The sequence below is a fragment of the Paenibacillus amylolyticus genome (assembly GCF_047302515.1).
GTDB lineage: Bacteria > Bacillota > Bacilli > Paenibacillales > Paenibacillaceae > Paenibacillus > Paenibacillus amylolyticus_G.
This window is the reverse complement of sequence record NZ_CP168019.1, coordinates 1615660-1629162: the sequence shown is the minus strand read 5'-3', so window position 1 is coordinate 1629162 and position 13503 is coordinate 1615660. Positions and strand designations below refer to the sequence as shown.

Genomic DNA, 13503 nt, shown 5'->3' with positions numbered 1-13503 from the left:
ATGAATGTTATGATTCCTCCTCATTGTAAGCGCTTAATAGTGATGGGTAACACGGCATTTTCCAAAGGAAACAGCAGTTATTTTAACAATATGATCCTGTGACAGTTACATTTTAGCTATATTAATCACACTATTTTGCAAGAGAAACAAAAAAATCTGTCCGTCTACCGTAAGGCAGAACAGAACAGATTTTCAGGTATATGATCATTGTTACACTTATTTAGAAAGTTTCAATTCAAGCTGCACCTGGATATCATTTTCAGTCGAGAGCACAACGGAGTGTGGATTTTCCATTCCGAAATCTTCGAACGTTACCATGGATGTTGCCGACAACAATACTGCATTATTCTCATAAGCAGCTTTTGCATCAAAAGTTACTTCTTTTTCAATACCTTTAACCGTAATGGTACCATTCATTTTGATATCAACCGTTTGACCGACAGGCCATTCCGCAGGTACCCCTTCAAATGAAGTCGCTGTAAATGTAGCTTGTGGATATGTAGCGACGTCGAAGAAATCGGCTTGCTTCACGTGACCATCACGTTGTCCATTCCCGGAATCAATTCCGTCCATCTCGATCTGTCCTTCTGCCTTCATCTGAGCAGCATCGTCAACATTAATGGTCCAATTGCCTGTTACCATATCTTCCACAAAGTTAACTGTCTCCTGTGATGTGGTTACGGAGAAGTATACTTTGGAACCTTCGCTGATGCTCCAGTCTCCGTTCAGTTGCTCTGCTCCAGCAGTTTCATTGGCTACAACCGTTCCTGTGCTATCTACAGCTGTGGTGGAAGTCGCTGTGCTCGCAGGAAGCACCTGCTCAATCTCCACGTTGTTCCCCAAGTAACTGTTTGTGATATAGTAACCACCACCACCGATTACGGCAACCGCCGCTACACCTGTAATAAGCCATGCTTTTGCTTTCTTGTTCATCTCTATGTTTCCTCCAGTACATGATTGTTTAGGTTGCTTCTTGGAGTGAATCATATCAATTGAATGTGTCAGGAAGAAGTCAAGATAAGACAAGTCACATATTTTTTTCAAATCCGTAATACAGGATTGGCTTTACGCTCTGGCTCATGTAAAATCAGTACAAGTTTACAAAGCGAAAGGAGAACGCTTTTTTTGAAATCCATACTTATCGTCGAGGATGAGCAAGCTATTGCACGAGTATTGGCTGCTTATCTGAGAAAAGCAGAATTTGAAGTTCATCATGCAGCAGATGGACCGACTGCACTTACCCTTTTTGATACCGTAACGCCTTCCCTTGTATTACTTGATGTGATGCTACCAGGAATGGACGGATGGGATCTGCTGCGGATTATTCGTGAAAAAAGTGCTTGTCCCGTGATCATGCTAACTGCACTGGATGACATTTCAGACCGTCTCAACGGACTAAATGCCGGTGCTGACGATTATATGAGCAAACCTTTTGTACCGGAAGAAGTGGTCGCCAGAGTTAATGCGGTGTTGCGCCGTAATCCACATTGGACCTCAGGTGGCAAAGAGAAGCGTTCCTTTGGAAATCTCGTCATTGATCTTGCTGCCAAGCAGGTGCTGCTGAACGGTGCAGAGGTTGCACTCACACCTCGTGACCTGTCGTTACTGTTCTTCCTGTCCGATTATCCGAATCGGACATTTACCAGAGATCATCTTATTGAACAGGTATGGGGGATGGACTATGATGGCAGTGACCGTGCTGTGGATCTCTCAATTAAACGACTACGTCAAGCCCTCTCCCACTGGTCGCCAGAGACGGGAGAAATTCGGACGTTGCGAGGAATGGGGTATCAATTTTGGATCGCCAACTGAAACAGAAGAAACCCAAACGAACGATATCCATTCTGTCACACTGGACACTGCGATATTTTCTCATTTTGTGCATTGGCTTCACGATTATTGCGGCAGGGGCACTCTACTGGATTCGAACAACTTCCATTGAGAAAAGCCTCAAAACCGCAGAACTGCTTGGGCTGGAGATTGCCGATCGAGTGACCCGTGAAAATAATATGCTTCGGGTTCCACCCGATCTGGACAGACTGGTAACCAAGCGAGAGAAACTATTCAACACAGATCATTATTTTTGTGTCATGATCTTGGACAACAACAATCAATTGATCTTTTCCCAGCCTAAAATGGAGCAAAAAGATGTGCATTATCGACTGTCAGACGATTATCTTGAACCTCGAAACAACAAATATGCAGGTGTAACGGTCAACATATCCGAGGGCGATCAAACCTTGGGCAAAGTGTGGGTCATGCAGTCCAAACAATCCATTACATTTGGTCCAGAGACGATATGGCTCGTGGCTCTAATCCTCGGAGGACTAATCCTCTGTGGATGGTTTACAATCTATCTCCTGTCCAAAAAGTTATCCAGACCGATTCGTCAGGTCGCCTATGCCGCTGAACAGATTCGAGGTGGCAATTATGATGTGAGTCTTGACTTGAATACACGAGAACGTGAGATCAATGAACTTGTAAATTCATTTCGCGATATGGCCACTCGTCTCCAACAACTTGAAGAATGGCGTACACTTTCGCTGGCAGGGGTAAGTCATGAACTCAAGACACCGGTAACTTCCATCAAGGGGCTCGTTATGGCAGTACGTGACGATGTCGTGAGTCCACAGGAAGGTAAAGAATTTTTGGATATCGCTTTGAAGGAATCTGAACGCATGGAGCGAATGGTCGCAGATTTGCTTGACTATAACGCCATGGCTGCAGGAAGTGTTGCCGTTCGAAAGGAACGGACGGATCTGAAACTGTTGGTCGGTGAGATCATCTATCAGTGGAAGATTGCGTACGAGGACAAAATGCCAGAGGTTCAGCTGCACGCCCCTCCAATTAACTTCTTTACCATGGGGGATGCTCTTCGCATTCAGCAGATCATTGTCAATTTGCTCAATAACGCACTTCATGCCACAGCTCCTGAACAGAAGGCTGTCTTCGACATTTATCTAAGTACAGAAGAACAGATGCTGTACGTTGATGTTAAAGACCACGGCACAGGCATCGCAGCCGAAGAACAACCCAAAATCTTCGAACGGTTCTATCGTGGAGAACTCAAAAAACGTCGTAACCGTGGTCTGGGTCTAGGATTAACATATAGCCGCCTACTCGCTCAGGAACAGGGCGGTGAACTGATACTTGTCTCCAGCAGCCCGGAAGGCAGCATGTTCAGATTAAGCCTGCCACGCTGGACTGCAACACAAGAAGCCATGAATACAGAAAAAGCATACGGAGCAGCCGTTAAAGTATAATGCACCTCGCTAACATGACAATTAGCCCAGAACTCCATTCAGGAGACTGGGCTAGTTCAACGTTGTTCTTTGTTGCTTTATCCAGAACGGAAGCAATCAACACTCTAATACACGTGGTCTGTATTCATCGTAAGCATCCGAGATCAGTTGCTTATGAAGTGCACTACTGGCAATGATTGCTTTCCGCTTTGCTTTCAGAACGATCTGCTCTATATCCGCATAACTGCACCCAGTCAAGCGTTCACATATGTAATCTTCCAACCGAGTCTCCTGTTCAAATGCCCCTACCAATTTGCTGATATACAATTTGCGACTCGAATCATCAGGCATACCGTAGGTCATCTTCGTATCAAACCGCCGCCAGATGGCGTGATCCAGCTGGGTTTCCAGATTCGTCGCAGCCACCAGAATACTGTCCCCATCGAATTCGTCCAGACATTGCAACAACGTATTGACGACACGAGCCATCTCTTTCACTTCATCATTGCTCTCACGTGTCCGGCATATGGCATCAAATTCATCCAGAAATAACACACAGGGATTCATTCGTGCATATTCGAATAACTTACGTACGTTACTCCCCGTCTCCCCAAGATGGCTATGAATGATCGCATCTAATCTCACAAGAACCAATGGCAGATCAAGGCGCTCCGCCAGATGTGATGCCGTTAATGTTTTTCCCGTACCGGGTGGCCCGAACATGACCATTTTGTTGGGGATTGATACATCATGCTCTCTGAACTTCTCTTTCATGCCCAGAATGGTGATAAATTCATTAATGATGCGTTCATTTTCAGCGGAAAATACAATATGCTGGGCTTTGCGTCTACACTCTTTCGGCGTGTAAAAAGCAGCCATATCGATCCCTTTCGCGCGGGGAATCCGGTTCATATGGTTTATTTTGCTCATGTATACACATGCTCCTTCATTTATAGTTTCGTGTAAATGCTTAGTTCAATTTATATAGAATCAATTAGACTTTTAATCGTAATTATTACTATTAAATAATAACATACTACTGCCTTTTTGCAAATATAACCACAGCACGTCCACTATTTTGCCACAGATGGGGGCATTTGGTTGCAAGCTTCAATAAAATTTGCTATTCTAAGTGTGCATCGTTGTGTATAACGCAAAAAAACCCTCCGAATTTCGTGAGAGCAACAAAATTTTCCAGATTGACAAGCGGCAACTTGTTATATCCGGATTCTTTATACCAACGACTGTAATCCAATTAAAGTGAGGTTAACAATCATGGCAAAAGACGTATTGTGTGAAGTTAATTCCTGTCGTCACTGGGCTCAAGAGAACAAATGTAACGCTTCTTCGATCTACATTGTGAGTCACAGTAACAAAGAAGCAAGTCAGTCTGCTGAAACAGACTGTAAGACTTTTGAAGTAAAATAAGTAATTTCATGTGATTCACTTAAAGGAGCCCTTACCGGTTCCTTTTTTCTTTGTCTATTGTAACAAGAATGATAATTATTATCAAGCCTATTCTGTAAAAATCCTTCTAACCTCTTAAATGCACATTGGACAGATGACCTACGTACACTACGTAAGAAGTCAGTATGCCCATGAACGATTAGAACCAAGAGGTGAATAACAATGCCTGTTAAAAGTGGCACACAGTATCGCGAACGAATTGATGCACAGTCCGTCCCTTGCTGGTACAAAGGTAACCTTATTACTGGAAAACGCTCTGAACATGTAGCATTTGCTGGTTTGATGGAGACTCAGATGTACATGTATGATCTGCAATCTGATCCTAAATTTGCAGAAACGATGACGTATGCCTCCCCGGCAGACGGCAAACCTGTGGGCATATCCTTCCTGCCTCCAACCAGTGCCGACGACCTCCGTAAACGACGGGAAGGGATGAATATCTGGGCAAATGTGCATCACGGCTTTCTTGGTCGCTCACCCGATTACATGAATACAGCCATAATGTCCTTTTACACAGGTGCCGATCTCCTGAAAGAACTATCTCCCCAATATGCAGAAAATCTCAAAAATTATTATGCGTACTGCCGTGATCATGATATCACACTATCCCATGCCTTCATTCAGCCATATGCCAGCAAAATCTCAGGGCAATTGGATGCTACTGAAGATGCTATTGCCGCAAAGGTCGTGGATCGCACCGAGGAAGGTCTCATTATTAGCGGAGCATTCATGATGGCTACACAAGCTGCCACTTCGGATGAGATTTTTGTCTATCCGTCACCTTCTCCCGCCCCATTTGATGACGAAAATCCATTTGCATTCTCTTTTGCTGTCCCCAATGATCTTCCGGGTATCAGTCTGGTATGCAGGGATACCTACGCGGCCGAATCCCACACTAATTATCCCCTGAGTTCCAGATATGAAGAAATGGACAATATCGTCATCTTTGACCGGGTGCTCGTTCCGCATGAACGAATATTTTTTGCAGGAAGTGAGGAAATCTCCTCGCGTCTCTTCAGTGGTAGTAACTTTCATATTCACGCAGGTCATCAGGTATTGTGTCGTTATATTGCCAAGACGGAATTTGTTCTCGGTACAATCCAGCTTCTCACGGATACGCTGGATCTGAATACGGAAGCACATGTTATAGAGAAAACTGCACGTGTGTTCGCAGGTCTTGAATCGTTAAAAGCCTTGGCTTTGGCCGCAGAGGCAGGTGCAATTCCAGACGGAAGAGGATTTGTATTACCTGCACCCAAACCATTGATGGCAGCCAATCTCCTCTTTCCGAAACTTTATCCTGAGATGATTGAAATTCTGCAACTCTTGGGTTCGAGCGGGGTGATTATGATCCCTCAGGAAGAAGAGTTTCAATCCGATATCGCTCCTTCACTGAATATATATCTGAAAGGGAACGATATGACTTCTCACGAACGCAACGCTCTGTTCCGCCTGATCTGGGAGCTTGGGGCTGGATCATTCGGGGGCAGACAGACCCAATTCGAACGATTCTTTTTTGGCAATGTCCTTACCGTATCCAATCGGTTGTTCTCCGTCTACAACAAAGATCAGACGAATCGTCAGCTCGTTCGTGATTTTCTATCCAACAACAGCAAATAAGAGAACCAATAAATTATTTTTTTAAACCAGATGGTCATATACCGTCATCAGTTCAGAGGCTGGTCTGCTTGCATCCATATCCCGCAATGCAGGCTGGTCTCCGTAACCGATATGAAAGACCCCCAGCACCTTCTCTTCACTTGTCAGACCCATCAAATTCATAAACACAGGATGTTGTTGATAATCATTGATCTTCCAGACCGCATTCAACCCCTGTTCCGCAGCCAGAATACTAAAGCGTTTGCTCCAGGCTTTGGCCGGCAGAAGATCATCCTCACGGGCATTTCTAGGCGCCACGACAACCAGATGGGTTGGAATTGCTTCCGTGTATTGATATGTAGCCCAATCGCCGTAGCGATCAGCCAGATGGGGTGGATAGCTCTGTCTGACCGCTTCCAGATAAAGCTGTCGTCCTTCGCCTGCAAACAACATAAACCTCCAAGGTTCTGAACTCATTACATATAATGAAGGATCTGCTTCATCAAGCAACTTTCGTATAACCGACTGGGGTACTGGCAACGGACTGAATTCGCAAGTTCCTGCACGTCTCTTGCTGCTGCTTATATCTTGACTTAGACCGGTAGACATGGCAACTTCCCCTCCTCTATCTGCATGATATATCGTTATCCTTCAACTGTCTTCACATCAACCATGTTTTCTTCGGTTCAATGGCTTCCGTTCTCCAGCGATCTACCTCTTCGTGTATGCGCGCTTTATCACGCGTCGTGAACTGTTCTGACTCCACCACTTCTGCTTGCGGCATGCTGTCACGTATCAAGCGAATGTAGTCCATGGAACGTATCAGAGACTGCCGTCCAGGGATGTACCTGATTTTGCGTCCTTCCAACAAGCAGTATATCTCGATCATACCCGGTAATTTTCCGAAGGCTTCCCACCAGAATGCACTGACCATGTGCTGAAACGCCTCAACTACGTTTGGATCATGGACAACCATATATTTCTGAATAAGCAGCGAATCCCAGCCTTCTGGTTGCCAGGCCGCCTGAAATATCATCGATAAATGCATGGATAATGAAGGTAACTCCGTTCTCCACTGTTCAAAAAGTATGGCTGGATGCTTCAGATCATCGTTCATTGCAATGGCGAGTGACAATTCATCCGTAATCTTGTTCTTCACATCCCAGTAATGAAGAACAGATTCGAAACCATCCGTCTTTCTGGGCCACCACTTCTCAAGTAAATACTGTACGGGTACCTCTTTGCGAACATCGGGGTCGAGACTGTAAAAGGCATTGACCGCATGGCTCACCGCATATTGTACACGGTGCCTCCATTGCAGTGGAAGACGCTGCTCAGACACTGGTTCAGGGCGGATGAATCGGTGTGGGCTGCGCAGCATTTCTTCCAATCTGTAATCTTCAAGCAGACGTTCAGGAAGATCATTCCTTCCGACTGGCATCGCTGCCTGAACATTATGTCTTAACATGATCTTTAGGAAACCTGTAATCCGGCAGCAGCGAAGCGTTTGCCAAAATCACGGCATGTTTCTTTCTCCTGCTCAAGCGGACTGTATTCAATTTTCAACATCTCTGGAGATACCTCCGCCCCACGCTCTTGCAGCTTGGCAGCCGCAAGATCAACTGCACCGCAGAACTGCTCATACGAGGTGTCACCACTACCAAACACCGCAGCCCTCTTACCACTCAGGTCAAGCTCATCCAGCTCCTCATAGAAATCAAGGAATTCATCCGGCAACTCCCCGTCTCCCCAGGTGTACACACCGATCATGAATCCGTCATAGTCCAATACATCAGATGCATTACAATCCGTTACGGATTTCAGGTCTGCCTCGTGGCCTCCCTGTGTAATTCCTTCCACAATCAGTTCTGCAATTTCTTCTGTATTTCCTGTCATGCTCGCATAAGCCACTAACAATTTAGCCATCTATTTTTCCCTCACTTTAATTTGATCATGTTATATTCTCTCTATGAAGAAAGAATGAATTTTGGATTAACAAAATCATATGTGATAATGATTATCATTGTCAAATTAAATTTTTGGTTATCTTTGTTTTCAGTATATGGTGCACATTGAATTTCAACACAGTTAAACATACTTCACCCTTTTAAGGTCAGATGTAATACCATCCTCCAATGATCCCGTCCCCCAACTGGCGTCCAAGCCCTTTTTTGTTGTACAATAGTATCCAAATGACTTTTGAAGGATGGATAAATCATTATGTACGTAGCTAAGAATTGGAAGGACTATGAAGTAATCGATACAGGAGGCGGCGAGAAACTGGAGCGTTGGGGAGATGTGATTTTACGCAGACCCGATCCACAGATTATCTGGCCGCTTGAGCAAGAAACCAATGAATGGCGTCAGGTGCATGGTCACTATCATCGCAGCTCTTCCGGTGGCGGTAACTGGGATATGAAAAAGCCCATTCCCGAGCGCTGGACGATCGGATACGAAAACCTGAAATTCCACATTAAACCTACCAGCTTTAAGCACACTGGCCTGTTCCCTGAACAAGCCGCCAACTGGAGCTGGATGATGGATAAAATCTCTAATGCAGGACGCCCTATTTCTGTCTTGAACCTGTTTGCCTATACAGGCGGAGCAACGGTAGCCGCAGCTTACGCAGGCGCTTCTGTTGTGCATGTGGATGCAGCTAAAGGCATGGTTCAATGGGCCAAGGAAAATGTTCAATTATCCGGACTGGCTGATCGCCCTGTTCGTTTTATTACAGATGATGTATTCAAATTCGTACAACGGGAACAACGTCGCGGAAATCGTTACGACGCTATTATTATGGACCCTCCTTCATATGGCCGTGGCCCTAATGGAGAGACATGGAAACTGGAAGAGAACCTATATCCTTTCCTGAAGTCATGTATGACGATCTTGTCGGATAATCCATTATTCATGCTGGTTAACTCCTACACTACGGGCATTTCCTCTACGGTTCTGCGCAACATGTTGACCATGACGATGTCTGCTCAGTACGGTGGTGACATTACTGCAGGTGAAATTGGTCTGCCGATCACACGCAGTGGTCTGGATCTGCCTTGTGGTATTCTGGGCCGTTGGGAGTCTTAATCATGTCAGAACATCGGCACGACCACGATGCGATTCCGATTCTGTTCGAAGACAACCATCTGTTAGGTATTACGAAGCCGGTCAATGTACCTACCCAGGAAGATGCATCAGGTGATCCGGATTTGCTTACATTGCTGAAGCAGGATCTGAAAGAACGATACAACAAACCTGGCAATGTTTATCTCGGGTTAGTACACCGACTTGATCGTCCTGTTGGAGGGGCAATGATTTTTGCCAAGACTTCTAAAGCAGCTTCGAGATTGTCCGAGACTGTGCGGGGACGTCATTTCCGTAAAATATATGCGGCTGTTGTACACGGCAAGTTGCCTGTACAGCAGGGAACGTTAAAACACACGCTCCTGAAAGATGCACGTACAAATACCGTTACTGTTGTACCTAAAGGTACGGCTGGCGGTAAGGATGCCGTTCTGGATTACCGTGTTATCGGCGAGTCAGACCGTTACAGCCTCGTCCATATCGAACTGCACACCGGCAGATCTCATCAAATTCGGGTGCAATTGAAAGAAATCGGCTGCCCTCTGTACGGGGATCAGAAATACGGCGCAAGCGTGAATAAACCCGGCCAGCAGATTGCTCTATGGTCTGCGATTGCTGCTTTCCCTCATCCAGTTACTAAGGAAGAAGTTATTCTGCAATCTTTACCTGCAAGAGAATTCCCTTGGGCAGAATGGCCCGCTGCCGTGTACCAAAAAGCTTTTGGACAACCTCAATAAGTACGTGTTCAAAAAGACTGGTTTTCAGTACCGATACGATGGGATCAAAAGCGGTTTTTTTGAACAACCTCTATAAGTGCACAGGATCAGGTTACATCTGTCCATACAACGTGTCGTTCAGATTCTGTATCTGAACGACACGTTTTCTTATATTTTCAGCTATATACCTAAGATACAGAGAGGAGACATCATGATGACCCCGTTTACCAAACAAGTCGTTGCGATCATCGCGGCGATTCCCGAAGGTAAAGTGATGACTTACGGTCAGATTGCAGCCCATGCCGGAAGTCCAAGAGCCGCGAGACAAGTCGTACGTATTCTGCACTCGATGAGCCGCAAGGAACGTCTTCCCTGGCACCGTGTCGTCAACGCAAAAGGCGAAATCTCCATACCGGACGAACACTCGCGCATGATGCAGGAAACAGAACTGATTAGCGAAGGTGTGGAGTTTCAACTAAACGGAACCATTAATCTCAAACAGTTCGGACATGAGCCCGATCCTGTATTTCTTATCGATCCAACGATCCAGCCCGAATAATAAAAGTACTCTCCTCCTATCGCGCACACCAAAAAAAAGAGAACTCAAGCAGTCAGGGTTACCCCTTTTCAACTGCTAGAGTTCTCTTTTTTGGTTTTTTATCTGATGTTCGTTACGCTGTAGCCGTCGCTTTTTCCTGTTCTACAGTAACAGGCTCAACAGCTGGTTTTGTTTTCCGAATAAAGAACGCCATGATCAAAGCAACCACGGTCATTCCAGTAGCCACGATGAATGCATAGTTAACACCGTAAATCGTTGCATCTGCTGTAGCAGCTATCATTGCGGTCTTATCATTTGGATTAACCTGACCCGCAGCCACGGCATCCGCCAGATGAGTTTTGAGCTTACTACTCATAATGGTAACCAGAATGGCTGTACCGATCGCCCCGGCAACTGTACGCAATGTATTGGACATCGCAGTACCATGCGCGTTCAGACGTTGAGGCAGTTGATTCAGACCTGCTGTCTGGATTGGCATCATCAGCATCGACATACCGAACATACGAGCCGTGTAGATAAACATCATGTAGCCGTAGGTAGTATCGATTGCCAGACGACTCAGTCCAAAAGTTGTAATCGCCGTAATGGCAAGACCTGCAACCGAAAGCCAGCGTGCGCCCACTTTATCAAATATGCGACCTGTAATTGGAGACATAATCCCCATCAATATCGCACCGGGCATCATCAGAAGTCCCGATTCAATCGGTGAGAATCCACGAATGTTTTGCAGGAAAATAGGGAGCAGGATCATACCTGCAAACATCGCCATTGTCACGAGCATATTGATAATCGTTGTTAATGTATACATGTTGTACTTGAAAATACGGAACTCAAGGAGCGGATGATCTGTTGTCAGTTGACGAATAACGAACAGAATCAGGGATATCGCACCTACAACGAGGCATCCAATGACAATTGCACTGCCCCATCCATCGGTACCCGCATCACTAAATCCGTAGAGCAAACTACCAAAACCAAGTGTAGATAAAATAACGCCTGGATAATCCAGTTTAGGTCTGGACTGACGTGTTACGTTTTTAACAAAAGCAATACCAATTGCCGTTGCAATAATAGAGAATGGCAAGATGATGTAGAACAACAATCTCCAGGAATAATGCTCAACCACATAACCTGAAAGTGTAGGCCCAATCGCAGGAGCCAGAATCATCGCGATCCCCATGGTTCCCATGGCCTGACCGCGTTTCTCAATCGGGAAAATGGTCAGGAATACAACGGTCATCAGAGGCATCAGGATACCTGCACCTGCTGCTTGAATAACACGACCTACCATCAGAATGGTGAAGGTTGGACTAAGACCACAGACTAATGTACCTATGGTAAATAGAGTCATGGCTGTAATGAAAATTTGACGCGTTGAAAATTTGGCAATCAGATATGCCGTAATCGGAATCAGTACACCGTTGACAAGCATGTAACCCGTGGTTAACCATTGGGCTTTGTTTGCATTGATCGCGAGGTCTTCCATAATTTTAGGAAGCGCTACGTTCATCAGGGTTTGGTTCAGGAATGCCACAAAGGCACCAATTAACAATGCCGCTACAATCGGGCCTTTCTTGATGTTGTCCATCGCGGAGGATGGAGCTGCAGCAGTAGTCGTACTCATATGTTGTTCATCTCTCTTCCTTCTAACTTTTCAATCATTTGACTATGAATTCTAAGTAGGTGCTCAAGGTCTTCCTTCGATATATCCAGAATAGGTGACACTCTTTCCATCCACAAATGGTGCGTTTCCTGTTGGGCCTGTTCCCCTTTATCCGTGATCTGAAGCTTAACGGATCGGCGGTCAGCATCCGAACGAGTCCGAACGATATACTCGCCTTTGACCAGTCGCTCCACAACAGCACTCATGGAACTGCTGCCCATATGGCATAGCTCAGCCACTTCATTGATGCCAATGGAAGGACGCTCCCTCAGGATGGATAACACCATAAACTGGATCGAAGTCAGCTCGATCTCCTTGTTTTCATTCCAAAATGCTCGAAAAAGCATTTGATTCACTTGGCGGAACGAATTAATAATATAGAATACTTCATACGTATCAGTCATTGATTCACCCTTTTACTTTTGGAATATAATATTTCGTACACGAAATATCAGGGGAACAATTATTTATTATAACAAAAATATTTACATAGTCAACTCTTTACATATGAATTCACAAAAATAATATTAGGACATACTAACTGTGTTACATCCATGCCTTTACTCAACTAACCTGGACACAGTGTGTAGCATATGTAATTTGTAAATAAAATAACCATAGGGCTCCTGCGTGAAACGAGCAGGTACTCCTATGGTTATTCAGAAGAATCAGCATGGGATCATACCGAAGTAGACAAGGCAGGCTCTTTGGGCTTGGGTGTTGTCATTTTACCTAACAGATATACCAGCAATTGTTGATTGTGCATCGAAATGTTACTGAGAACAGAGTTCATGAATTCATTACGGATGGTAATTCCCCGTTCTGTCTCCATTCTTCCTTTCTCTGACAGAGATACCCACACAATGCGTCGATCCTGATTATCCCGATTCCTGCGAATCAGATCATTCTTCTCCATTCGATCGAGCAGCATGGTTACAGCAGCTGGCGTAGTTGACAGATAAGGAATCAGATCCGAAGGTTTCATCTTCTGATGGTCTTCAAGTACCTCCAGAACAGCCAGCTGAGCCTCCGTTAATGAGGGTGCCAGCTCTTGATCCATATGCAATTTATAATCTTTGGTCAACCTGGACCAGCACTTGGCAAAATCGGAATTATACATCTTCCATCGCTCCTCTCTGCAACCGGTTATCACTTCACCTGCTTAAGTTTTCGCGC

15 protein-coding genes are annotated in these 13503 nt (G+C 45.2%); 7 read left to right on the top strand and 8 right to left on the bottom strand.

All coding sequences use genetic code 11. The annotated features are described in order from the left end of the window. Positions 1–216 precede the first annotated feature (216 nt). The gene (locus ACDJ59_RS07260) at positions 217–933 is read right to left on the bottom strand and encodes a YceI family protein (protein WP_413408097.1); all 717 of its coding nucleotides are present in this window, start codon (positions 931–933) and stop codon (positions 217–219) included. A gap of 192 nt (positions 934–1125) precedes the next feature. Between ACDJ59_RS07260 and ACDJ59_RS07255 the strand changes: the two genes are divergently transcribed. Beyond that, the gene (locus tag ACDJ59_RS07255) at positions 1126–1812 is read left to right on the top strand and encodes a response regulator transcription factor (RefSeq protein WP_036672909.1); all 687 of its coding nucleotides are present in this window, start codon (positions 1126–1128) and stop codon (positions 1810–1812) included. Continuing rightward, the gene (locus tag ACDJ59_RS07250; RefSeq protein ID WP_413408096.1) at positions 1797–3263 is read left to right on the top strand and encodes an ATP-binding protein; all 1467 of its coding nucleotides are present in this window, start codon (positions 1797–1799) and stop codon (positions 3261–3263) included. The genes ACDJ59_RS07255 and ACDJ59_RS07250 overlap by 16 nt, the downstream gene beginning before the upstream one ends. Positions 3264–3359: 96 nt before the next feature. Here ACDJ59_RS07250 and ACDJ59_RS07245 read toward each other — a convergent pair whose 3' ends face one another. Then, the gene (locus tag ACDJ59_RS07245; RefSeq protein ID WP_413408094.1) at positions 3360–4172 is read right to left on the bottom strand and encodes an AAA family ATPase; all 813 of its coding nucleotides are present in this window, start codon (positions 4170–4172) and stop codon (positions 3360–3362) included. 345 nt (positions 4173–4517) lie between these two features. Between ACDJ59_RS07245 and ACDJ59_RS07240 the strand changes: the two genes are divergently transcribed. Together ACDJ59_RS07240 and ACDJ59_RS07235 are read left to right on the top strand one after the other, a co-directional pair. After that, on the top strand, positions 4518–4670 hold the full coding sequence (locus tag ACDJ59_RS07240) for a DUF1540 domain-containing protein (protein WP_076209985.1): 153 nt from the start codon (positions 4518–4520) through the stop codon (positions 4668–4670). A gap of 201 nt (positions 4671–4871) precedes the next feature. After that, positions 4872–6329, top strand: a complete 1458-nt coding sequence (locus ACDJ59_RS07235; protein WP_413408092.1) for a 4-hydroxyphenylacetate 3-hydroxylase family protein — start codon at positions 4872–4874, stop codon at positions 6327–6329. A 21-nt stretch (positions 6330–6350) separates the two neighbouring features. Here ACDJ59_RS07235 and ACDJ59_RS07230 read toward each other — a convergent pair whose 3' ends face one another. The 3 genes from ACDJ59_RS07230 to ACDJ59_RS07220 are packed head-to-tail and all read right to left on the bottom strand — an operon-like array spanning position 6351 to position 8234. Next, the gene (locus ACDJ59_RS07230; RefSeq protein WP_074095588.1) at positions 6351–6917 is read right to left on the bottom strand and encodes a nitroreductase family protein; all 567 of its coding nucleotides are present in this window, start codon (positions 6915–6917) and stop codon (positions 6351–6353) included. Positions 6918–6969: 52 nt separating this feature from the next. Beyond that, a complete protein-coding gene (locus ACDJ59_RS07225; protein ID WP_413408091.1) occupies positions 6970–7776 on the bottom strand; it encodes a hypothetical protein in 807 nt (268 codons plus the stop codon). Between the two features lie 5 nt (positions 7777–7781). After that, positions 7782–8234, bottom strand: coding sequence for a flavodoxin (locus tag ACDJ59_RS07220; protein ID WP_017687802.1), 453 nt, complete (start codon positions 8232–8234; stop codon positions 7782–7784). A gap of 294 nt (positions 8235–8528) precedes the next feature. On the opposite strand from ACDJ59_RS07220, the gene ACDJ59_RS07215 reads away from it, so the two are divergent. The 3 genes from ACDJ59_RS07215 (at position 8529) to ACDJ59_RS07205 (ending at position 10664) form a co-directional block, all read left to right on the top strand. Continuing rightward, positions 8529–9392, top strand: coding sequence for a class I SAM-dependent methyltransferase (locus ACDJ59_RS07215; protein WP_017687801.1), 864 nt, complete (start codon positions 8529–8531; stop codon positions 9390–9392). 2 nt (positions 9393–9394) lie between these two features. Next, on the top strand, positions 9395–10126 hold the full coding sequence (locus ACDJ59_RS07210; RefSeq protein ID WP_413408089.1) for an RluA family pseudouridine synthase: 732 nt from the start codon (positions 9395–9397) through the stop codon (positions 10124–10126). A 193-nt stretch (positions 10127–10319) separates the two neighbouring features. After that, positions 10320–10664 carry an MGMT family protein gene (locus ACDJ59_RS07205; RefSeq protein WP_036613313.1) on the top strand — a complete coding sequence of 115 codons (345 nt, stop codon included), beginning with the start codon at positions 10320–10322 and terminating at the stop codon, positions 10662–10664. A 112-nt stretch (positions 10665–10776) separates the two neighbouring features. Here the strand turns inward: ACDJ59_RS07205 and ACDJ59_RS07200 are convergent, their stop codons facing one another. From ACDJ59_RS07200 to ACDJ59_RS07190, 3 genes are all read right to left on the bottom strand, one after another. Then, a complete protein-coding gene (locus ACDJ59_RS07200) occupies positions 10777–12288 on the bottom strand; it encodes a DHA2 family efflux MFS transporter permease subunit (protein WP_413408087.1) in 1512 nt (503 codons plus the stop codon). Continuing rightward, positions 12285–12731 (bottom strand): MarR family winged helix-turn-helix transcriptional regulator, encoded by a 447-nt coding sequence (locus tag ACDJ59_RS07195; protein ID WP_036613308.1) that lies wholly within the window; start codon positions 12729–12731, stop codon positions 12285–12287. The genes ACDJ59_RS07200 and ACDJ59_RS07195 overlap by 4 nt, the downstream gene beginning before the upstream one ends. Positions 12732–13006: 275 nt before the next feature. Continuing rightward, a complete protein-coding gene (locus tag ACDJ59_RS07190) occupies positions 13007–13447 on the bottom strand; it encodes a MarR family winged helix-turn-helix transcriptional regulator (RefSeq protein WP_413408086.1) in 441 nt (146 codons plus the stop codon). Positions 13448–13503: the final 56 nt, after the last annotated feature.